The following is a 20,856-nucleotide window of genomic DNA, read 5'->3' as shown; positions in this document are numbered from 1 at the left end:
GCGGAGGTCGCGCGACATGTCGTTCGCTGCGGTAACGACGAGGCGGGTGAGGCGCGGGGTGCGCGTGCTGACTCGCGGAGGGGAACACCCGTGCGGCTGCGGATCAGGTCTGTGCAAGGCTGAAGCCGTGCGCGAGCAGGACAGGGGACGCCAGCTGCTCGGCCGAGTCCTCGCCGGGATCCCGGCCGACGAGTCGCCCGTGACGCACGTCGAGCACCGGCCGGCCCGGCCCGCCCAGACCGCCGACTGGCCGAAGTGGGCACCGCCCGAACTCGTCGAGGCGTTGCGGTCGCGCGGGGCGGACGAACCGTGGATCCACCAGGTCGAGGGTGCAGAGGCCGTGCACGACGGCGAGAACGTCGTCGTCGCCACCGGCACCGCGTCCGGCAAGTCGCTGGTCTACCAGCTGCCGGTGCTCTCGCGGCTGCTCAGCGACCCCAAGGCCACCGCGCTGTACCTCTCGCCCACCAAGGCGCTGGCCGCCGACCAGCTGCGGAGCATCTCCGAGCTGGACCTCCAGGGCGTCCGCGCGGCGAGCTACGACGGCGACACCCCGCAGGCCGAGCGGGACTGGGTCCGCCAGCACGGCCGGTGGGTCTTCACCAACCCGGACATGCTGCACTTCGGCGTGCTGCCCTCGCACGGGCGCTGGGCGCAGTTCTTCCGGCGGCTGACGCACGTCGTGATCGACGAGTGCCACACCTACCGCGGCGTGTTCGGCTCGCACGTCGCGCTGTTGCTGCGCCGGCTCCGCCGGATCGCGAACCGCTACGGCTCGGACCCGGTGTTCGTGCTGGCCTCGGCGACCGTCTCGGACCCGGGTGAGCTCGCCGAGCGGCTGACCGGGGTGCGCTGCCGCGCGGTCACCGAGGACGGCTCGCCTCGCGGTGCGCGCACGGTCGCGCTCTGGGAACCACCGCTGCTGGACGACCTGATCGGCGAGAACGGTGCCCCGGTGCGCCGCAACGCCGGCTCCGAGGCGGCGCGGATCATGACCGAGCTGGTGGTGGAGGACGCCCGCACGCTCGCGTTCATCCGCTCCCGGCGCGGCGTCGAACTCGCCGCGCTGGCCGCGCAACGCTCTCTGTCCGAAGTGGATTCCTCACTGTCCCGCCAGGTCGCCGCCTACCGCGGCGGATACCTGCCGGAGGACCGCCGCGAGCTGGAACGCTCGCTGATGAACGGGGAACTGCGCGCAGTGGCCACCACCAACGCGCTGGAGCTGGGGGTGGACATCTCCGGGCTCGACGCCGTGGTCGTCGCCGGGTACCCGGGCACGCTGGCGTCGTTCTGGCAGCAGGCCGGCCGCGCCGGGCGCGACGGGGACGGCGCGCTGGTGGTGTTCGTGGCACGCGACGACCCGCTGGACACCTACCTGGTGCACCACCCGCCCGCCGTGCTGTCCCGGCCGGTCGAGGCGACCGTGCTCGACCCCGCCAACCCCTACGTGCTCGAACCGCACCTGGCCTGCGCGGCCGCCGAGCTGCCGCTGACCGAGGAGTCCTTCGAGATCTTCGGCGGCGAAGCGGCGCGCCACGCGGTGGAGGCGCTGACCGCCGACGGCGTGCTGCGGCGTCGTCCGCACGGCTGGTTCTGGACCGAGCGGGAACGACCGCACCGCACGGTGGAGCTGCGCGGTGCGGGCGGTCCGCCCATCGCCGTCGTGGAAGGTGAGTCCGGGCGCATGCTCGGCACGGTCGACCCGGAATCGGCGTGCTCCACGGTGCACCCGGGGGCCGTGTACCTGCACCGGGGCGAGTCGTTCGTGGTCGACGAGCTCGACCTGGACACGGCGATCGCGCTGGTGCACGAGGAGAGCCCGGACTGGACGACCACACCGCGCAACGACGTGGACATCTCGGTGCTGCGCACCCTCTCCAGCAGGGACACCGGAGCCGGGGTCACGGTCCACCTGGGCGAGGTCGAGGTGACCTCACAGGTCATCGGTTACCTGCGGAAACGACCCACCGGCGAGGTGCTGGACCAGGTCCCGCTGGACCTGCCCGCGCAGACGCTGCGGACCCGCGCGGTCTGGTACACGGTGAGCCAGGAGCTGTTGATGGGCAGCGCGCCGGGGGGCGCCGGGCTGGAACCGGCGCGCATCCCCGGCGCGCTGCATGCCGCCGAGCACGCGGCGATCGGCCTGCTACCGCTGTTCGCGACCTGTGACCGTTGGGACATCGGCGGGGTCTCAACCGCTCTGCACGCGGACACCGGGGAGGCAACGGTGTTCGTGCACGACGGCCATCCGGGAGGGGCCGGATTCGCCGATCGCGGTTTTGCCGCATTGGTCCCGTGGTTGGCCGCGACGCGGGAAGCGATCGCTTCCTGCGACTGCCCGGCCGGATGCCCGTCCTGCGTTCAGTCGCCCAAGTGCGGGAATGGCAACGAACCGCTGGACAAGGCGGGGGCGGTGGCTGTTCTCGACGCGGTGTCGGCCGTGCTTCGGGGCAGCACCGGCAGTCCGGGTGGGCTGCCCGACCAGGCACGATGAGCACAGTTCGGGGCTGCGTGCTCGCGGGAAGTCGTGCCGGTCGGGACGGGGTGCCCTGGGCGCGGAAACCGGACTGTTCGGTGCATCACGGCCGTGCAGGTGTCACCTGCTCGCTGCGAGAAGTTCCGCCACGTTCTCCGGTTGGTGTTCGATCTCCAGCGCAGTCCGGAGCGCGTCCTGGACGAACTCCGGGCTGGGCAGCTGCCAGGCGCACACCTCGGGCTTGACCCTCCAGTGCACCGCCCCGCCGGGGTAGGCCGACGGCGGCAGCGGAACCCAGCTCCCCTTGCCGTGCAAGCGGATCCCGCGGTCTTCGGCCAGCTCGCCGTTGAGCCGGCCACCAGGGGCCATCAGGAAGAACCAGCTGCCGCTCGGGGTCGCCACGATCGGCACCGGGAACCCTCCGGCACGCAGCACCTTCGCGGCCTGCCTTCCGGTGGCGGTGTCGACCTCGATCGCGTCGACCTGGTGGCCGGTGGCCAGGAGCAGGTTGTACGGGTGCTCGTCCCACCAGGCCATGACCTCGGCGAGGTCGGCGCCCAGTCGCTCCTGCCAGTCGGCGTGGGCCGGGGTCGGGCCGTGCGGCTCGGTGCCGCGAGGGCCGACCCACTCACCACCTCGGGGGAAGGTTCCGGGCAACACCGACCAACCACGCGACGCTAGGTCGATCGCCTGCACGCGCAGGTCGATCCGGCTGCTGGTCAGCCCGGCCGGGTGGGCCGGGACGCCGCGGAAGGCGCTCTGCCACCTCTCCGCAGACCATTGCATGTGCTCCGCCTCCTTGTTCAGCGGTGAGCGGTCTCGTGCGCCCTGGGGTCGACCGGTCGGATTTCGGGGTTCCGACCGATCCCCTGACCTCCTTGTCAGGTGGACCCCGGTTCGTGGCGAACCTGGGCTCGCCGCTCACACATCCCAAGAAACGGCATCGGGCACGGGGGCGTACAGCCCCGTTGCGACGACCGGTCGTTCGGCGGCGACGAACGTGAAAGGGCGAACACACGCGCTGAAAGATCGCGACCTGCCCGGGTCCGTCCAGGTGACGGTCCGTCGACCGCTCCTCCGCGACCCGGACCGTTCACCGACCGTTCGTCGTACACCCGGTGTGATACGCGCGGCTCACCCGGCCGCGGGCCCGGCGCGAGCCCGTGCGCTGGGCGGTTCCCCGCCGACCAGCGGTCCCGGCAGCTCGGCGACGACCTCGACGCGGACCTCCCGACCGGTCAGCGCGCAGCCGGTCAACCGGCTCCGCATCCCCTTCGCCACCCGTTCGGCGTGCGCGCAGGCGCCTTCGGGGCCACCGATCGCGTGCGCGGCGGCGGCCAGCGCGGCGAGGTCGGCGGCACCCTCGGCGCGGTGCCGGGCTGTGGTGACCGCACCGAGCTGGATCAGCCACCACAGCAGGACCAGCACGACGAGCGTCAACACCGCGGCGAGCACCGACGCCGAGCCCCGGTCGTTCACCGGACCTCCCCGGGTTCGAGGACGGCCACGGCCCCGGCGCGCAGCCAACCCGTGCTCACCTGGACTTCGACCTGGTCACCGCGGAGCACGTGGTCGTAGCGCGCACCGACCGGCGCGATCATGCGCACCGCCCGCTCGGCCCGTGGCGCATCACCGCGGGCGAGCAGACGGGCGGCCTCGACCGCCGCGTCCTGGCAGCGCAGCTGCCCCAGCACGGCCGCGGCACCGGCCAGCAGCAGCCCGAAGACCGCGACCAGAGAGCAGACTCCCAGCGCCGCCTCGACGGTCACCGACCCGCGGTCGTTCACGTGCCGGCTCCCTGCAGTCCGCGCTGGACGAGCTCGGTCAGCGCCGTCTCGACCGATCCGCTCGTCACCACCGCGTACAAGGTGGTCGCGAACGCCACCGCGGCGAGCGTGCCGACCGCGTACTCCGCCGTGGACATGCCGTCGTCCCCGGCCAGGGCGCCCACCAGCCGCCGGATCAGGTTCCGCATCTTCCTCCTCCTCATCATCATCCGTCTACAATGGATCGATCGGGAGCCGGTCGAGCATGCCGAGCACGACCGGGACCACTCCCAAGCACAGGAACGCCGGCAGGAAGCACAGCCCGAGCGGAGCCGAGATCCACACGGCACAGCGCTGGGCTCGCGCCTCGGCCAGCTCCGAGCTGCGCGAACGGGACCGTTCGGCGAGTTCGGCCGCCACGTCGGCGAGCGCGCTGCCGGTGCGCGCGGTTCTCCGGGCCGCACGAGCGAGTTCGGCGGTGTCGGGATCGCGCAACGCCGGTTCCCACGCGGTGGCCGCGTCCGAGCCGAGCGCGAGGTGCTGGGCGACCCCGTCGAGCGTTCGCCGCGCGGTGCCGCCCACTTCGACGGCCACCGCCCGCACGATCACCGGAACCGGCAGGCCGGCCCGCATCCCCACGGCCAGCAGGTCCCACCCGGCGGCGAGCACCAGCGGGTCGGCTCGCTCCTCCCGCAGCGGGCGGGTCCTCCGGAGCGCGCGTGGTCGGGGCCGGTGCAGCCGGTACCGGGTGGTGGGCACCGGGAGCAGCAGCACCGCCGCAGCCGCCGAGAGCAGGGCGAACACCTGGCTCACCAGCGCACCACCGATCGCGTCAACCGGGAGCTCCACAGGACGCCTGTGGTCAGCAGCGCGACGCCGAGGAGCAGCAGCAGCTGACCGGCCGCACCGCTGCCGAAGGCGGCGAGCGGTGCTGCCCCGGCGGCCTGACCGAAGGTCAGGCCCAGTGCCGGGAGCACGGCGAGCACGCCGGCGGTGGCGCGGGGACCGGCCATCTTCGCTGCGACCGACCGGCGGAACGCCGTCCGTCGCTCGACGTCGTGGCGCAACGAGTCCAGCAGTTCCGCGAGTGCGACACCGTGCCGCTCGGCCAGCTCCCAAGCCCGGACCAACCGGTCCACCTGGGCCCGTGGTCGTCCGGTGAGCGCGCTGACGTCGCCGCCGAGCCGCGCGGTTGCCGCCAGGTCCCGGAAGATCCCCGACACGCCGGGGCCGGCGTCCGCCGCGGCCCCTTCGGCCGCGGCGGCGGGATGTGCTCCGGCCCGCAGCTGCGTCACGAGCAGCCGCAGCGCGTCGGCGAACTCCTCGTCCAGCGCGAGTTCCCGCTGCTCGGTCCGACGTTCGCGGAGGTACCGCCCCGCCAGGAGGGTCAACGCCATCGCCGCGCACAGGCCTGCCGGACCTGCGAGAACCCATCCGGCGAGTCCCGCCGCCAGCGGCAGCAGGCGTGTCGGGCTCGGCAGCCCGAGTGGTGCACGCACAGCTCCGGGGAGCCGGTGGCGGTTGGTGGCGATCGGCCAGCAGACCAGCCCGGCGGCCGCGAGCAGGGCGCTGGTGATCAGCACGGCAACGCACCTCCCCGGGCCTCCAGCAGCTCCGCGAGCTCGGTCCGCCCGACTCCCCACCCCTCGTCGGCGTCCCAGGCGGGGCGAACGCTCACCTGCTCTCCCGATCGGTGCAGCACGCCGATCGCCGCGAGACGTCGGCGCCGCACCTGCAGCACGACCTGGACCGCTGCGGCGAGCTGACTGTGCAGGGCCTCGCGCGAGAGGCCGCCGAGCGCGGCCAGCGCCTCCACCCGAGCCGGGACTTCGCGCGGCGAGTTGGCGTGCAGCGTGCCGCCACCTCCGTCGTGCCCGGTGTTGAGCGCGGCGAGCAGCTCGCGCACCTCGGCGCCGCGCACCTCGCCGACGACGAGCCGGTCCGGTCGCATCCGCAGCGCCTGCCGCACCAGGTCGCGCACGCCGATCTCGCCCGCACCCTCGACGTTCGGTGGCCGGGTCAGCAGACGCACCACGTGCGGGTGCCGGGGCCGCAGCTCGGCGGCCTCCTCGACGCAGATGATGCGCTCGCGGTCGGGGACCTCGCCGAGCATCGCCGCCAGCAGCGTCGTCTTGCCGCTGCCGGTGCCGCCGGTGATCAGGAAGGCGAGCCTGCGCGTCACGATCTCCCGCAGCACGGCGCACATCCGGTCGTCGAAGGTCCCGGCCCGGTGCAGCGCGGCGAGGTCGTGGGCGGCGGGCCGCAGCACGCGCAGTGAGATGCAGGTCCCGTCGCCGGCGACCGGGGGCAGCACGGCGTGCAGGCGGACCGCGCGTGCGCCGCGTTGCGGCAGCCAGGCGTCGACCCACGGTTGGGCGTCGTCGAGCCGCCGCCCCGTGGACATCGCGAGGCGTTGCCCGAGCCGGCGCACCGAGTCCTCGTCGGGGAAGCGCACCCGCGCCCGGCGCAGGCCGTCGCCGCGGTCGACCCAGACCTCTTCGGGTGCGGTGACCAGCACGTCGCAGGTCTCCGGGTCGTCCAGCAGAGGTTCCAGCACGCCCGCGCCGGAGCACTCCTGCTGCACGAGGCGCAGTGCGGAGAGCACGTCGGCGTCGGCCACCAGGCCGTCGGACTCGGCGCGGACGGCATCAGCGACGGCGGCGGGGTGCAGCGCGGAACCGTTGCCCACCAACCGGTTCCGCACACGGGCCAGCAGTTCTCCGTCCACGGTCATGACGAGCCTTCCTTCCTCCGGCCGCAGAACGGCAGGACGGCATGGCCGATCGAGCGCGGATCGGCCTTCGGGGTGTGCGGATGTCAGCGCCTGGTCGGCGACTCCACGGCGGCGAGTTCGGTGAGCGCGGCGTCGGCCGCGGTCGCGAGCGGACTGCGCCGGTGCGCCGCGGAGACGAGGTCGCCGCGGTCGACGGCGGCGGCCAAGCGCGGCTGTGGTCGCATCGTGGCGAGCACCGGCGCACCGGCAGCGCGCGCCACGTCACGCGGTCTCAGACCGCCCGGGGACGGGCCACGCACCACCAGCCGGACCGGGCATCCGGCACGTTCGGTCACCGCGGAGACGACCCGCGCCGCCGCCGCGCAGGCGCGCACTTCTGCGGGCACCACGACGACCGCCAGCTCGGCGTCACCGAGGACCGGGCCATCGGCCGAACTCGGACTGCGCGGCAGGTCGCAAACCACCGTCGCGCCCGACCTGCGCCCCGCACCGAGCACCGCGCGCACGCCTTCGGGCGTCAGGCCGCTCGGAGGCCGGTCGCGGTCGCAGGCCAGGACGGCGAGCTCACCCGGCCCCACGCGCTTCTTCGGCAGGGCTCGGCGCAACGTCGCGGACCCGAGCCGACCGGCGCCGACCGACAGCCCGGACCAGCGCAGCCCCTCCTCGCGCTCCAACCCGAGCGCGAGGTCCAGGCCGCCACCGAGCGGATCGCAATCGACCAGCAGCGATCGGCCGCCGGAACGGGCGGCGACGACGGATGCCGCAGTGGCCAGCGCCGACGCACCCGCGCCTCCGCAGCCGCCGAGGACCGCCAGCACGCGCCCCTCACCCACCGGCGCGTCGACGGCGTCGGCGAGCAGCTCGATCAGCTCGGGTTCGTCCGCGGGCAGGGTCAGCACCCGCTCGGCCCCGATGCCGAAAGCCGTCCGCCACACGCTCTCGTCGGTCGCCCGGCACACCAGCGCGACACCGCGCCTGCGTGGCAAGGCCCGGTCGGCGCAGGTCACCGCGGTGGGCTCGTCGAGCAGCACCAGCGGCGCCGTGCGCCACGCCGTCGGCAGCAGCCGTGGCGCGCGCTCGAGCTCGCTGCCCGAGGCGGCCGCGAGGCGGGTGACCTCCTCCGCGAGTTCGGCATCGCGCACCACCAGCAACGGGTGCGCGTTTTCGGGGGTGGGCGGTTGGGCGGCGAACATGTCGGCTCCCCGGGATCAGGACTTTTCGGAGGAAAAACCACTTCCGGGTCGGCCGGAAGAAGGAGCGTTGTGCCGCGAATGGCCGCTCGTCGTCCAAAATGACCGGGTGCCGGGCCGATCTCCAAGCGATTTCTGAAATCTGTGGAGGAACCCCTTCGCTGTGGACAACTCCGCCGACCCGAAAGGGTTACGCGAGGTCGCACCGGAACCGGCGAATTCACTTCTCGTTGGCCCGGAAACTGTTGCGCGGGCACGCACTTCGCGCAGGTGGGAGCTGGATGCGGGACGACCCCCGCCAGGGGGGAGGGGCGGGGGTCGTCGTAGTTCAGCTCCGGGGGGTCGAGCTGAACTGGTCCGGTCATGCCGGACTCCCACCACTCTATCTCGCAGATCCCCTGCAATGCCTCCCGTCCATTTGAGGGAACGCCTTTGCTCTCAGTGCCCGATACCTGGCGAAATCCATTCATTCGTGGCAATAAACCCATCCCGACGGCGAGCAACGTTCCTGGCGCCGCACGGTGCGTGAAAGATCGCTTTCGTTCGGAACGTCATCGTGCGGGCCGCCTCGCCGGCCGGGGACACCCGGGAGGTTTCGGCCTGGGAATGCTGCAGGCGAACGGCTCGTATGCTGTCGACGTGACTGAGCCCGCGAACCCCGCCGCCGCTTCCGGACGCCGCGTGGCCGCGTTCTTCGACCTGGACAAGACGATCATCGCCAAGTCGAGCACGCTCGCCTTCAGCCGTCCGTTCTTCCAGGAAGGGCTGATCAACCGCCGTGCGGTGCTCAAGAGCGCCTACGCGCAGTTCGTCTTCATGCTCGCCGGCGCCGACGCGGACCAGATGGACCGGATGCGCGCCCACATCACCTCGCTGTGCACCGGCTGGGACGTCGAGCAGGTCAACGCCATCGTCGAGGAAACCCTCCACGACATCGTCGACCCGCTCGTCTACAAGGAGGCGACCCAGCTCATCGCCGACCACCAGGACCAGGGCCACGAGATCGTCGTGCTGTCGGCGTCCGGGCAGGAAGTCGTCGCGCCCATCGCCAAGCTCCTCGGCGCCGACCACTGGTTCGGGACCCGCATGGTCGTCTCCGAAGGTCGCTACACCGGTGAGGTGGACTTCTACTGCTCCGGGGAGAACAAGGCGGTCGCCGCGCGGGAGCTGGCCGAGAAGCACGACTTCGACCTCAGCGAGTCGTACGCCTACACGGACTCGCTGAGCGACATGCCGCTGCTCGAAGCCGTCGGCCACCCCACCGTCATCAACCCGGACCGCGGGCTGCGCAAGGAAGCGGTGCAGCGCGGCTGGCCGACGCTGACCTTCGAGCACCCTGTCTCGCTGCGCGCCCGGATCCCCACCCCGTCACGCGCGGCCGTCACCGCCGCGGGCGTCGGGATCGGGGCGGTGGCCGCCGCCGGCGCCACCTGGTGGGGCCTCCGCGCATGGCGTCGCCGTCGGTGAACGAATCCGCTGGTGACCAGGGCTGTGGTTCGCCCTGAAGAACCCTTGCAGTGAGGGGCATCACGGTCTACAAAGGGAGGTGCGGACCCTGGTTGGCCAGGGACGTTACGGAGGAGAAGTAGCGTCCACCCCGACTCAGGCTCCGCGCGCGAGACTTGGAGAACCCACGCGTCGCCGCAGATAAGGCTGTCGTGCACAGGGTTGCGTACCGGGACGCCGGACGCCTAGCCCGAAAGTTACGACGAACAGCACGCTTGGTAACCCAAGTGCTCGCGCGAGGGGGCGGCGCCCGACCAACGGGCGCCGCTCTTTTGCGCGCGAACCCCGGTGCAGTCCCGGAACCCTCCCTTCCGCTGGTGCGCGGGGGAACAGCAGCGCATCACCCTTCCTGCGCAACCACCTTGGAAAACGCGGCCGCACGCACCGATCATGAACGTTGACCTCCACAGTGACGGTGAGTAATTTGCTAGTTCCAACACGTTCATGGTGAACAGTTCTCGGTGGGAGGCCGACGTGGCATTGCGGACCCGAACTCGACGTGCCTTCATCGCGTTGAGCGCACTGGCCGTCGGCGCCACCGCGCTGACCACCACCGGAAGCGCCTGGGAATCCCGCGCCCGGAGCGCGGACGAACTGCTGCGGGAGATGACGCTCGAGGAGAAGGTCGGGCAGCTGTTCGTCACCTACGCCTACGGCCGCACCGCCGACACGCCGGATCCCGTGAACCGGGAGGAGTTCGGCGTCGACACCCCGGCGCAGGTCGTGGAGAAGTACCACCTCGGCGGGATCATCCACTTCACCTGGTCGAACAGCCTCTACGAGCCGAAGCAGATCGCCGAGCTGTCCAACGGGTTGCAAAGCGCCGCCACCGGGTCCGGGGCCCGGGTACCGCTGCTGATCTCCACCGACCAGGAGCAGGGGCAGGTCACGCGGATCACCGAGCCGGCCACCCAGCTGCCCGGCAACATGGCGCTCGGTGCCGGGCGCAACCCGCAGGACGCCGAGCGGTCGGCGGCCATCACCGGCACCGAACTGCGGGCCATGGGACTGAACATGAACTTCGCGCCGAGCGGTGACGTCAACGTCAACCCCGCGAACCCGGTGATCGGCGTGCGTTCGTTCGCCTCCGACCCGGCACTGGCCGCCGAGTTCACCGCCGCCCAGGTGCGCGGGTACGAGGACGCCCAGCCCGCGGGCGAGGGCGTGTCGGCCTCGGTCAAGCACTTCCCCGGCCACGGCGACACCAACACCGACAGCCACACCGCGTTGCCCGTCATCGAGCACGACCGCGAGCAGTGGGAGCAGCTGGACGCACCCCCGTTCAAGGAGGCCATCGCCGCCGACGTGGATTCGGTGATGAGCGCGCACATCGTCGTCCCCAAGCTCGACGACTCCGGTGAGCCCGCGACGCTGGCGCCGAACGTGCTGACCGGGATGCTGCGCCAGGAGCTCGGCTACCAGGGCGTGGTGTTCACCGACTCGCTGCAGATGGAGGGCGTCCGCCAGCAGCACCCCGACGCCGAGATCCCGGTCCTGGCGCTGCAGGCCGGCGCGGACGTGATGTTGATGCCGCAGAACCTGCAGGTCGCCATCGACGGCGTGATCGCCGCGGTCCGCGACGGGCGGCTCACCGAGCAGCGCATCGACGAGAGCGTGTCGCGCGTGCTCAAGCTCAAGGAGTCCCGCGGTGTGCTGGCCAACCCGTTCGTCGACGTCTCCGCTGTCGACTCGGTCGTCGGCAACCGGCAGCACCGGGCCGAGGCCCAGCAGATCACCGACCGCACCACGACGTTGCTGCGCAACGACGCAGCGCTGCCGCTGAAGTCGCCGGGCCGGGTCTTCGTCACCGGCGCGACCGAGAAGGGCACCGCGGCGCTGTCGGACTCGGTGCGAGCGCGCGGCGCGCAGAGCTCGGCACTGGCCACCGGGCTGCAGCCGACGCAGGAGCAGATCGACCAGGCCGTCGCGCAGGCGAAGTCGCACGACGTCGCCGTGGTGCTCACCAGCGCCGCGTGGAACCAGGACAACGCCGGTCAGCTCGACCTGGTGCGCGCCCTGCAGCAGACCGGCAAGCCGGTGGTCGCCGTGGCCACCCGCGACCCCTACGACGCGGCCTACGTCGACGTCCCGGCCTGGATCGCCAGCTACTCGGACAAGCCGGTCGCCATGGAGTCGGTCGCCAAGGTCCTCTTCGGCGAGAACGCGCCTGCTGGGAAGCTGCCCGTCGCGGTCCCCGAACCTGGTAGGCCTGGAAGCGACAGGTACCCCTTCGGATTCGGACTGACCTGGTGAACCACATGAGCGGAATGGGCAGGCGGCGCTTCCTGACCGCCTCGGCGCTGACGGCCTCGGCGGTCGGCGTGGCTTCCAGCGCGGCCTGCGCGGCCAAGCCGGCGCAGCTCGCGCCCGGGAAGGTGCGCACCGGCGCGGACGTGCTGGCCGGGCGGGGCTTCTCCGACCTCGCCGGGCGCAGGCTCGGCATCGTCACCAACCCGACCGGCGTGCTCTCCAGCCTCGACCACCTGGTGGACGTGATGCACGCGCGCGGCGGGCTGGACATCGCGGCGGTCTTCGGCCCCGAGCACGGGTTCCGGGGTACGTCGCAGGCAGGCGGTTCCGAGGGCGACTACCGCGACCCGCGCACCGGCGTGCCGGTCTACGACGCCTACGGCGTCGACGAGGGCAAGCTCGCCGAGCTGTTCCGCAAGGCCGGCGTCGAGCAGGTCGTCTTCGACATCGCCGACGTCGGCGCGCGCTTCTACACCTACATCTGGACGATGTACAAGGCCATGCAGGCCGCGCAGCAGCTCGGCCTGGGGTTCGTGGTGCTGGACCGGCCCAACCCGGTGGGGCCGCTGGTCTCCGGGCCGACGCTGGACCCGCGGTTCGCCTCCGGCGTCGGCGAGCTGCCGATCGTGCAGCAGCACGGCATGACCGTGGGCGAGCTGGCCCGGATGTTCGACCGCGTGCACCTGCCCGCCCCGCTGCCCGAGCTCACCGTCATCCGGGTGGAGGACTGGGAGGGGCGCACCGCCGACACCGGTCTGCCGTGGGTTCCGCCCAGCCCCAACATGCCCACCCCCGACACGGCCGCGGTGTACCCGGGCACGGGACTGTTCGAAGGCACCACCTGGTCCGAGGGGCGCGGCACGACCCGACCGTTCGAGATCATCGGGGCTCCCGGCGTGGACTGGAAGTGGGCCGAGGAGCTCAACGGGCTCTCGCTGGAGGGCGTCCGGTTCCGCGAGACCTACTTCGTCCCGACCTTCTCCAAGCACGCCCAGCAGACCTGCGGTGGCGTGCAGCTCCACCGCACGGGTGATCTCGACCCGATCCAGGTCGCGGTTGCGATGTTGGTCACAGCCCGGCGGCTCTACCCTCAGCTGTTCGGCTGGCGCGACGATGGGATGGTCGACAAGCTGTCCGGCTCCGACGAGCTGCGCGGCATGGTGGACGCAGGTGCCGACGTCGGCGAGATCACCGAATCCTGGCGGCAGGACGTCGTCGACTTCCGCCGGCAACGCGATCCGTACCTGCTGTACCGCTGAGGGGGGCTCATGGGCAAGACCGTTCTGGCGGCCGTGGCGCTGCTGTCGCTCACCGCGCTGACCGGGTCGTCCGCAGCGGCCACGGGACGCGCTGCGGGCCACTTCGACCGCCCGCAGGACGGGTTCGCTCCCGCCGAGACGCTGCTGCAGGACGGCACGCCCTCCGGGATCGGGCTCGACCCGGAACCGATCGACGACGCCTGGCGGAAGCTGGCGGCGTGGACCGAGAAGACCCCGGACCTGGAGCACCCGATGTACGCCGGGGCCGTGGGTCTGCTCGCGCACGACGGCGTGGTCGTCAGCCGCACCGCTGCCGGTGAGCAGCTGCGCTACGCCGACGGCCAGGGCACCGAGCTGCCCCCGCAGGACCGGGAGCCGATGCGGACCGACACGATCTTCGACGTCGCCTCGATCAGCAAGCTGTTCACCTCGATCACCGCGCTGCAGCTCGTCGACGACGGCACGATCTCGCTGGACGACCCGGTCGCCGAGCACCTGCCCGAATTCGGCACCAACGGGAAGCAGGACATCACCGTCGAGCAGCTGCTCACCCACACCTCCGGGCTGCAGGCCGAGGTCAAGCTGTGGAAGCTGCCGCCGGAGCAGCGCGTTCCGTCGATCATGGCGCTGACCCCCGAGCACCCGCCGGGCACGCACTACGAGTACTCCGACCCGAACATGATCACCCTCGGCCTGCTGGTCGAGCGGGTCACCGGGCACCCGCTGGACCAGGTGGTCCAGCAGTGGATCACCGAACCGCTCGGCATGACCGACACCGGCTACAACCCGCCGGCGTCGAAGCTGCACCGCATCGCGGCGACCGAGTTCCAGTCCGACCCGCCGCGCGGCATGGTGCGCGGCCAGGTGCACGACGAGAACGCCTGGGCGCTGGGCGGCGTCGCCGGTCAGGCCGGGGTGTTCTCCACCGCCGACGACCTCGCGACGCTCGGCCAAGCGCTGCTCAACGGTGGCGCCTACGGCGGCACCCGCATCCTGTCCGAGCGCGCCGTCGAGAAGATGCTCACCGACTACAACACCGAGTTCCCGGGCAACGCGCACGGTCTCGGCTTCGAGCTCGACCAGCGCTGGTACATGGCCGGGCTCAGCGCTCCGCGCACCGCCGGGCACACCGGCTACACCGGGACGTCGCTGGTCATCGACCCGGCCTCGCGGTCGCTGGCGGTGCTGCTGACCAACCGGGTGCACCCGTCGCGGGAGTGGGGGTCCAACAACCGCGCCCGCCAGGAGCTCGCGCAGGGCCTGGCCCGCGCCCTGGCGGTGTTCCCGCGCCAGGGACGGGACTCGTTCCACGCACCCCGGAACGCGACGCTGACCACCGAGCCGCTGGGTCCGCCCGAGGGGCCGCTGGAGGTGTCCTTCAACGCGTTCGTGGACACCCAGCGGGACGCCGACGGCGCCGACTCGCTCGTCGTCGAGTCCAGCACCGACGGGGTCAACTGGCGCCCGGTGCCGCTGACGGCGTCCGGCCCCGGCGCGCCGGAGGGACCGCAGCAGGCGCTGGCGGGGTACGGGCACCGGTCCTGGTGGAAGGTCAGCGGCCAGGTGCCGTCCGGGCCGGGCGACAGGGTCCAGCTGCGCTGGCGGTACGCCGTCGACGACCAGTACGAGGGCCGGGGCGTGAACGTCGACGGCCTCAAGGCCAGCGACGACCACCGCACGCTGCTGGACTCCGAGCGCGACTCCGGCCGGCTGCAGCTGCAGGGGTGGGCCCCGGCCCCGCGGTGAGCACCTCATCTACGTGGCCGGGAGCACCAGCTCCCCGGTCCGGTCGGTGCTCACGCACAGCGAGCAGATGACCTTCCCCGGTTCGGCGCTGGCCAGCACGTCCGGCCGCTCGAAGTCCTGCAGGCAGTAGTCGCAGGTGTGCGCGGTCGCGGCCGGGGTGCCGTCGGCGTCGAAGCGGGGCTCGGCGATGCCGTCGTCGGTGCGGCGCAGGTAGTACCGGCCGCGGGTCACGACGGCCATCACCGGCGTCAGGACCACCGCGATGAGCACGGCCGCGATCGGTGAGAAGGGCTGGACGGCGTCGCCGAAGGTTCCGAAGTACATCGCGATCGAGAGGATCGCCGAGGCCAGGAAGGCCGTCACGCCCACCGGGTTCACCGCGTGCAGCATGCCGCGGCGGAACTCGGGCTCCACCGGCGACCGCCGCAGCACGAACTTGTTGATCACGATGTCGGCGGCCACCGTGCACACCCAGGCGATCGCGCAGTTGGCGTAGAAGCTCAGCACGGAGTTGAGGAAGGCGAACATGTTCGCCTCCATCAGCACGAGCGCGACCGCGAGGTTGGCCAGCACGAAAGTGATCCGGCCCGGGTAGCGCTTGGTGACCCGCGTGAACGAGTTCGTCCAGGTCAGCGAGCCGGAGTAGGCGTTGGTGACGTTGATCTTGACCTGGCTGAGCACCACCAGCACCACGGCGAGCGGGACCGCGAGCCACCAGGGCGCGAACAGCTCGTAGATGCCCGTGAACTGCTGCACCGGTTCGGTCGCCGCGGCTCCGGCCGCGCCCATGATGAAGAACGCGAGGAACGCCCCGGTGGCCTGCTTGACCGCGCCGAACACGACCCAGCCCGGGCCTGCCACCAGCGTCGACAGCCACCACGAGCGCTTGTTGGCCGCCGTGCGCGGCGGCATGAACCGCAGGTAGTCGATCTGCTCGCCGATCTGCGCCATCAGGGACAGCGCCACGCCCGCGCCGAGCACCACCGATGCGGCGCTGACGCCCCCGCCCGCCTCGCCGGTGAAGGCCAGCCAGCGGCTCACCGAGACCGGGTCGACGACCACCAGGTAGCCGATCGGGCCGACCATGAGCAGCAGCCACAGCGGGGTCGTCCACACCTGCAGCGCGCTGAGCGTCTTCATGCCGTGGACGACGAGCGGGACCACCACCAGCGTCGTGATCAGGTATCCCAGCCACAGCGGCACCCCGAACCCGACGTGCAGGCCCTGCGCCATGATCGCGCCCTCGGTGGCGAAGAAGATGAACGTGAAGCTGCCGAAGATGACGCTGGTCAGCACCGAGCCGTAGTAGCCGAACCCGGCGCCGCGCGTGATCAGGTCGAGGTCGATGTTGTAGCGGGCGCCGTAGTAGGCCAGCGGCGCACCGGTCGCGAAGATGATCACCGCCGCGAGCAGGATCCCCAGCAGGGCGTTGACCGTGCCGTAGCTCAGGCCGATGCCGGCACCGATGGAGAAGTCGGCGAGGTAGGCGATGCCGCCCAGCGCGGTCGTGGCCACCACGCCGGGTTTCCAACGGCGGTAGCTGCGCGGGGCGAACCGCAGGGTGTAGTCCTCCAGAGTTTCCCGCACGGCTTGGTCGCGCGAAGTGCCCTCGCGCGGTGGGTCGACGACCATCCCGTCCCTCCTCTGTCGAACGCGCGTGCGTCCGGCAGTGTCCGCGCGAGATGTTTCGGGCAGTTGCGAGGCGCGTTCCAGCCAGATGACGGCGTCGCGCGGCGGGCACGCGCCGAGGAGGTGTAGATGTCGATCTCGACGTTCGGGTCGTTGGTCCCCACCGAACATCCGACGAGTCGTGCAACCTGGACACAGGCACGACCCGTCTACCCGACGGACCTTGAAGAGATGTGTTGACCTGCACGAGAACCAGTTAGTAAGTTTCCCACATGGCCACTTCAGAGATCTCCACTGAATCGAGCGAGGGAAGCCCCCTCGTGAAGATTCGCTCGCTGCTGCCCGGACTCGCTCGGGCCGAGCAGCGCGTGGCCAACATCGTGCTCGCCGACCCGGCCTCGATCTCGCGCCGCAGCATCACCGAAGTCGCCGAGGCCGCCGGGACCAGCGAGACGACCGTGACCCGGTTCTGCAAGGCCATCGGCGTCGGCGGGTACCCCGACCTGCGCATCGCCCTGGCCGCCGACACCGCGCGCACGTCCACCCGCGACCGGGAGCTGGGCGGTGACATCCGCCCGGACGACAGCATCGGGCAGATCATCTCCAAGGTCGGTTACGCGGATTCCAAGGCCGTCGAGGAAACCGCCGGCCAGCTCGACCCGACTTCGCTGAACGCGCTGGTGGACGCCGTGTCCGGCGCCCGGCGCATCGACGTCTACGGGGTCGGCGCCAGCGCCTTCGTCGCCCTGGACCTGCAGCAGAAGCTGCACCGCATCGGGCTGGTCAGCTTCGCCTGGTCGGACACCCACAACGCGCTGACCTCCGCCGCCGTGCTGCAACCCGGCGACGTCGCGATCGGCATCTCGCACACCGGCGCCACCACCGAGACCGTCGAGGCGCTGCGCGAGGCCAAGCGGCACGGCGCCACGACGGGCGCGATCACCAACTTCGCGCGCTCGCCGATCACCGAGATCACCGACCACGTGCTGACCACCGCGGTCCGCGAAACGACCTACCGGTCCGGCGCCATGGCCAGCCGGATCGGACAGCTGACCGTGATCGACTGCTTGTTCATCGGTGTCGCGCAGCGGCACCTGGAGCAGACCAGAACGGCGCTGGAAGCGACGCGCGAGGCGGTCTCCGGACATCGCCTCGGCAGTCGCCCCGATCGGCGCCGGCACAAAGAGGCGTGATGCGCGCTCTCCAGGCCGGCCTCGAACAACCGAATCAGGAGGCATGATTTGAGCCGGGATCACGCGATCCGCGTCGCATCACCGACCGAGCAGACCAACCCCCACACCCGCGACATCGACCTGCTGCCGACGCTGGACATCCTGCAGCTGCTCAACCGCGAAGACCGCACGGTGCCCGAAGCGGTCGGCCGCGTGCTGCCGGAGCTGGCGGAGGCCGTGGACCTCGCGGTGACCGCGCTGCGTTCCGGTGGCCGGGTGCACTACGTCGGCGCCGGCACCTCGGGCCGGCTGGCCGTGCTCGACGCCGCCGAGCTGATCCCGACCTTCAACGCCCCTCCGGACTGGTTCATCGCCCACCAGGCGGGCGGTCCCGAGGCCTACCAGCAGGCGGTGGAGAACGCCGAGGACGACGAGGACGCCGGCGCTCGCGAGATCCGCGCGCAGGGATCGGACAAGGACTTCGTGCTCGGCCTAGCCGCGTCCGGCCGGACGCCCTACGTGCTCTCGGCCCTGGCCGCGGCGAAGGAGGTGGGCGCGACCACCGCGCTGCTGACCTCGAACCCGAACCCGGGTGAGGTCCCGGCCGACGTGGTCATCGCGGCCGACACCGGCCCCGAGCCGATCAGCGGGTCGACCCGGATGAAGGCCGGCACCGCGCAGAAGCTCGTGCTCACCGCGTTCTCCACGACCGTGATGATCAAGTTGGGGCGGGTGTACTCGAACTTCATGGTCAGCATGCTGGCGACCAACGCCAAGCTGCGCGGACGCACGATCAACATCCTGCAGGAGGCCACCGGTGCCTCCGAGAGCGCGTGCGCCGAGGCGCTGACCGCGGCGGGCGACGACCTCAAGACGGCCCTGGTCCACCTGCTCTCCGGCGCCGACGTCGAACGGTCCGCGGCCGCCCTCGCGGTGGCCGACGGCCAAGTCCGCGACGCGCTGCGCGCCCTGGAGTCCTGAGCACGAGGCCGCCGGCGCGGGAACCGCGTCGGCGGCGTCAGGCCATCGACTTGGCGATGACGGTGAACGCTTCGGTCATGAGGTCCCAGAAGCGCTCCCGGTCCAGGGTGGTCGGGACCAGGGCGTTGCGGAACTCGGGCGGCGCCGAGAAGTCGGTGACCGTCATGCCGGACGTGTAGCGCCCCTGCGTCTCGACGTCCACGCGAGCGGGGACGGCGTCCATCAGGCCCGGGTCGATGACGTGCGCGACCGCGCACGCGTCGTGGATCGCGGGCCCGAGCTCCTGGTAGGTGGGGAACCGCCCGTAGAAGTCGAGGCACGGCGTGAGCAGCTCCGACTCGAGCCTGCCGAGTCCTACGAACCGGCGGCGGACCTCGGCGTTCGCGCGGGCCTGGTGGGTGAGGTCGAGCCCGACCATGACCGTGGTCCAGCCCGCCTCGAACACCACGGCCGCGGCCTCCGGGTCGGCCATGACGTTGAACTCGGCGGCCGGGGTCCGGTTGCCGCGCGTGTAGGCGCCGCCCATGATCACGAACTCGGCGGCCCAGTCCACGATCCGCGGTTCCTTGCGCACTGCGAGCGCGATGTTGGTCAACGGGCCCGTCGCGACCAGGCTGATCTCGCCAGGAGCGGCGGCCAGCGTCTCGATGATGAGGTCCACCGCGTGCCGGGGGTCCAGCTCGGTGGCGGTCGCGGGCAGCACGACGTCGCCCAGACCCATCGCCCCGTGCACGTTGCCGGCGTCGATGCCCTCGCGCACCAGGGGCCGGCCGGCACCCCGCGCCACCGGCGCGGTCATGCCGTAGAAGTCGCGCAACCGCAGCGCGTTCTCGGTGGTGAACTCCAGCGGGACGTTGCCGCCGACCGCGGTGATGCCCACGACCTCCAGCCGCGGATCACCCTGGGCCAGCGCGAGCGCCAGGGCGTCGTCGATGCCGGGGTCGCAGTCGATGAGGACCTTCTTCACCGTCATCCCTCCTGGACGGCGTCGGCGATCGACGCCGCCTCGCGAGCACCGGCCTCCAGCGCCGAGCAGCAGTGGACGACCCAGGCGGCGACCGCGTCGGGCTCGCCGGTGGCGAAGCCCAGGGCGCGCTCGGTGTAGTCCTCCTGCCTGCGGAAGTAGGCGACCTCCGGCACGACCAGGCCCTTGGGGTCCAGTCCGCTGCCGATGACGGCCAGCCTCGCGGCAGCACGCGCGATGACGCCGTCGGCCTGGCCGAACGGGGTCAGCGCGAGCAGCTCGCCGTGCACCACGGCCGCCAGCACCGGGCCGGCGCCGTGCGCCTTCGGCTCGATGACGATCTCGCTGAGCAGGTCCAGACGCTCGGAGATCACCGGGTCGGCCTGCGGGCGGCCGAGCTGCTCGGGGTCGTCGACGAGATCGCTGGCGGCGAGCAGGTGCATCCGGGCCAGCGCCTGCCGGGGCGCGCGCTGCCAGGTCGGCAGCAAGGTGCCCATGGCTTCGGCGACGCGCAGCGAACCGGCCAGCAGCGGGTCGCTGACCTCGCCGGACTCCGGGATTTCGGTGGCACCACCGGCGACTGCGGCCGAGGCGCGGGCCGCGCGCACCGAGGCTTCGGCGGCGGTGGTCGGCCAGCCGCGCCGGTTGGCCGGGTGCCGGTGCACCTCGTCGATGGCGGCGCGCGCAGCGGCCACCGCGTCGGCGACTCCGTCGAGTTCCAGCAGCGGTGCCAGCGATGGCGTGTCGTTCACGGTCCAGACGCTACCGGCCTGCGCTGCGAGCCCCGACGAGCGGCCCACGTGCGAGTTGTGCCACAGTGGCGATCGGATCGCACCCGGTGAACCCAGCGTCAGCGCAGCACAACGCTCCGGGTCCGACGTCGGACCTAGGACGTGGCAGTGCTGATCAAGTCCGATGTGACCGATTGGTCTGAACCAATAAAGCGAAACCTCTGTTGCAGTGAGCGAGATCGCACTACGGTTCTTCTAGCACTGCATTCACATCTCCAGGGAGGTTCTGAGCAATGAGCCAGCCCGACGGGCAGAGCAACACGCTCGACAACCTGCTGACGGAAAGCAGGACATTCCCGCCGTCTGAGGAATTCGCGGCGCAGGCCAACGCCACGTCGGCGCTGTACGAGCAGGCCGAGGCCGATCGTGAGGCGTTCTGGGCGGAGCAGGCC

Annotated in this window: 18 protein-coding genes; 7 read left to right on the top strand and 11 right to left on the bottom strand. The window is 71.7% G+C overall.

Annotated features, from left to right (window positions below; genetic code table 11):
• Positions 1 to 127: 127 nt before the first annotated feature.
• On the top strand, positions 128 to 2,494 hold the full coding sequence (locus EIL87_RS10495; RefSeq protein WP_233576166.1) for a DEAD/DEAH box helicase: 2,367 nt from the start codon (positions 128 to 130) through the stop codon (positions 2,492 to 2,494).
• Between the two features lie 102 nt (positions 2,495 to 2,596).
• Here the strand turns inward: EIL87_RS10495 and EIL87_RS10490 are convergent, their stop codons facing one another.
• From EIL87_RS10490 to ssd, 8 genes are all read right to left on the bottom strand, one after another.
• Complete coding sequence (locus EIL87_RS10490; RefSeq protein WP_125090044.1) at positions 2,597 to 3,262, bottom strand: bifunctional DNA primase/polymerase; 666 nt, start codon at positions 3,260 to 3,262, stop codon at positions 2,597 to 2,599.
• Between the two features lie 348 nt (positions 3,263 to 3,610).
• Positions 3,611 to 3,955, bottom strand: a complete 345-nt coding sequence (locus EIL87_RS10485) for an Rv3654c family TadE-like protein (RefSeq protein ID WP_125090043.1) — start codon at positions 3,953 to 3,955, stop codon at positions 3,611 to 3,613.
• On the bottom strand, positions 3,952 to 4,263 hold the full coding sequence (locus tag EIL87_RS10480) for a TadE family type IV pilus minor pilin (RefSeq protein WP_125090042.1): 312 nt from the start codon (positions 4,261 to 4,263) through the stop codon (positions 3,952 to 3,954). Before EIL87_RS10480 ends, EIL87_RS10485 begins: the two co-directional genes overlap by 4 nt.
• On the bottom strand, positions 4,260 to 4,451 hold the full coding sequence (locus tag EIL87_RS10475) for a DUF4244 domain-containing protein (protein WP_125090041.1): 192 nt from the start codon (positions 4,449 to 4,451) through the stop codon (positions 4,260 to 4,262). The genes EIL87_RS10480 and EIL87_RS10475 overlap by 4 nt, the downstream gene beginning before the upstream one ends.
• A 25-nt stretch (positions 4,452 to 4,476) precedes the next feature.
• Positions 4,477 to 5,055 (bottom strand): type II secretion system F family protein, encoded by a 579-nt coding sequence (locus EIL87_RS10470; RefSeq protein WP_233576165.1) that lies wholly within the window; start codon positions 5,053 to 5,055, stop codon positions 4,477 to 4,479.
• A complete protein-coding gene (locus EIL87_RS10465; protein WP_233576164.1) occupies positions 5,052 to 5,825 on the bottom strand; it encodes a type II secretion system F family protein in 774 nt (257 codons plus the stop codon). The genes EIL87_RS10470 and EIL87_RS10465 overlap by 4 nt, the downstream gene beginning before the upstream one ends.
• Positions 5,819 to 6,970, bottom strand: coding sequence for a TadA family conjugal transfer-associated ATPase (locus EIL87_RS10460; RefSeq protein ID WP_199740362.1), 1,152 nt, complete (start codon positions 6,968 to 6,970; stop codon positions 5,819 to 5,821). The genes EIL87_RS10465 and EIL87_RS10460 overlap by 7 nt, the downstream gene beginning before the upstream one ends.
• Before the next feature lie 89 nt (positions 6,971 to 7,059).
• Positions 7,060 to 8,169: a septum site-determining protein Ssd gene (gene ssd, locus EIL87_RS10455; protein ID WP_125090039.1), complete on the bottom strand. Its 1,110-nt coding sequence runs from the start codon at positions 8,167 to 8,169 to the stop codon at positions 7,060 to 7,062.
• A 603-nt stretch (positions 8,170 to 8,772) separates the two neighbouring features.
• Between ssd and EIL87_RS10450 the strand changes: the two genes are divergently transcribed.
• The 4 genes from EIL87_RS10450 to EIL87_RS10435 all read left to right on the top strand — a co-directional run bounded on the left by EIL87_RS10450 (position 8,773) and on the right by EIL87_RS10435 (position 14,927).
• On the top strand, positions 8,773 to 9,633 hold the full coding sequence (locus EIL87_RS10450; protein ID WP_125090038.1) for an HAD-IB family hydrolase: 861 nt from the start codon (positions 8,773 to 8,775) through the stop codon (positions 9,631 to 9,633).
• Between the two features lie 483 nt (positions 9,634 to 10,116).
• Positions 10,117 to 11,925, top strand: coding sequence for a glycoside hydrolase family 3 protein (locus EIL87_RS10445; RefSeq protein WP_125090037.1), 1,809 nt, complete (start codon positions 10,117 to 10,119; stop codon positions 11,923 to 11,925).
• A 14-nt stretch (positions 11,926 to 11,939) separates the two neighbouring features.
• Positions 11,940 to 13,181, top strand: a complete 1,242-nt coding sequence (locus tag EIL87_RS10440) for an exo-beta-N-acetylmuramidase NamZ family protein (RefSeq protein WP_125090176.1) — start codon at positions 11,940 to 11,942, stop codon at positions 13,179 to 13,181.
• Positions 13,182 to 13,190: 9 nt separating this feature from the next.
• Positions 13,191 to 14,927, top strand: coding sequence for a serine hydrolase domain-containing protein (locus tag EIL87_RS10435; RefSeq protein WP_125090036.1), 1,737 nt, complete (start codon positions 13,191 to 13,193; stop codon positions 14,925 to 14,927).
• Between the two features lie 9 nt (positions 14,928 to 14,936).
• On the opposite strand, the gene EIL87_RS10430 is transcribed toward EIL87_RS10435, so the two are convergent.
• A complete protein-coding gene (locus EIL87_RS10430) occupies positions 14,937 to 16,559 on the bottom strand; it encodes a purine-cytosine permease family protein (RefSeq protein WP_125090035.1) in 1,623 nt (540 codons plus the stop codon).
• Between the two features lie 269 nt (positions 16,560 to 16,828).
• Here EIL87_RS10430 and EIL87_RS10425 point away from each other — a divergent pair, with 269 nt between their 5' ends.
• Together EIL87_RS10425 and EIL87_RS10420 are read left to right on the top strand one after the other, a co-directional pair.
• Positions 16,829 to 17,749, top strand: coding sequence for a MurR/RpiR family transcriptional regulator (locus EIL87_RS10425; RefSeq protein ID WP_125090034.1), 921 nt, complete (start codon positions 16,829 to 16,831; stop codon positions 17,747 to 17,749).
• A 48-nt stretch (positions 17,750 to 17,797) separates the two neighbouring features.
• The gene (locus EIL87_RS10420) at positions 17,798 to 18,709 is read left to right on the top strand and encodes an N-acetylmuramic acid 6-phosphate etherase (protein ID WP_125090033.1); all 912 of its coding nucleotides are present in this window, start codon (positions 17,798 to 17,800) and stop codon (positions 18,707 to 18,709) included.
• Between the two features lie 37 nt (positions 18,710 to 18,746).
• On the opposite strand, the gene EIL87_RS10415 is transcribed toward EIL87_RS10420, so the two are convergent.
• The gene (locus EIL87_RS10415; RefSeq protein WP_125090032.1) at positions 18,747 to 19,682 is read right to left on the bottom strand and encodes a nucleoside hydrolase; all 936 of its coding nucleotides are present in this window, start codon (positions 19,680 to 19,682) and stop codon (positions 18,747 to 18,749) included.
• Positions 19,679 to 20,425, bottom strand: a complete 747-nt coding sequence (locus tag EIL87_RS10410; RefSeq protein ID WP_125090031.1) for a Fic family protein — start codon at positions 20,423 to 20,425, stop codon at positions 19,679 to 19,681. Before EIL87_RS10410 ends, EIL87_RS10415 begins: the two co-directional genes overlap by 4 nt.
• Positions 20,426 to 20,856 lie beyond the last annotated feature (431 nt).

The organism is Saccharopolyspora rhizosphaerae, assembly GCF_003931915.1.
Classification (GTDB): Bacteria; Actinomycetota; Actinomycetes; order Mycobacteriales; family Pseudonocardiaceae; genus Saccharopolyspora; species Saccharopolyspora rhizosphaerae.
Note: the sequence above shows the minus strand (reverse complement) of the source record. Positions and strands in the feature narration are given on the sequence as shown.

Coding starts and splice junctions, on each gene's coding strand:
- EIL87_RS10490 (WP_125090044.1), bottom strand. CDS start 3,262: ATGCAATGGTCTGCGGAGAGGTGGCAGAGCGCCTTCCGCGGCGTCCCG.
- EIL87_RS10475 (WP_125090041.1), bottom strand. CDS start 4,451: ATGCGGAACCTGATCCGGCGGCTGGTGGGCGCCCTGGCCGGGGACGAC.
- ssd (WP_125090039.1), bottom strand. CDS start 8,169: ATGTTCGCCGCCCAACCGCCCACCCCCGAAAACGCGCACCCGTTGCTG.
- EIL87_RS10450 (WP_125090038.1), top strand. CDS start 8,773: ATGCTGCAGGCGAACGGCTCGTATGCTGTCGACGTGACTGAGCCCGCG.
- EIL87_RS10445 (WP_125090037.1), top strand. CDS start 10,117: ATGGTGAACAGTTCTCGGTGGGAGGCCGACGTGGCATTGCGGACCCGA.
- EIL87_RS10440 (WP_125090176.1), top strand. CDS start 11,940: ATGGGCAGGCGGCGCTTCCTGACCGCCTCGGCGCTGACGGCCTCGGCG.
- EIL87_RS10435 (WP_125090036.1), top strand. CDS start 13,191: ATGGGCAAGACCGTTCTGGCGGCCGTGGCGCTGCTGTCGCTCACCGCG.
- EIL87_RS10430 (WP_125090035.1), bottom strand. CDS start 16,559: ATGGTCGTCGACCCACCGCGCGAGGGCACTTCGCGCGACCAAGCCGTG.
- EIL87_RS10425 (WP_125090034.1), top strand. CDS start 16,829: ATGGCCACTTCAGAGATCTCCACTGAATCGAGCGAGGGAAGCCCCCTC.
- EIL87_RS10415 (WP_125090032.1), bottom strand. CDS start 19,682: ATGACGGTGAAGAAGGTCCTCATCGACTGCGACCCCGGCATCGACGAC.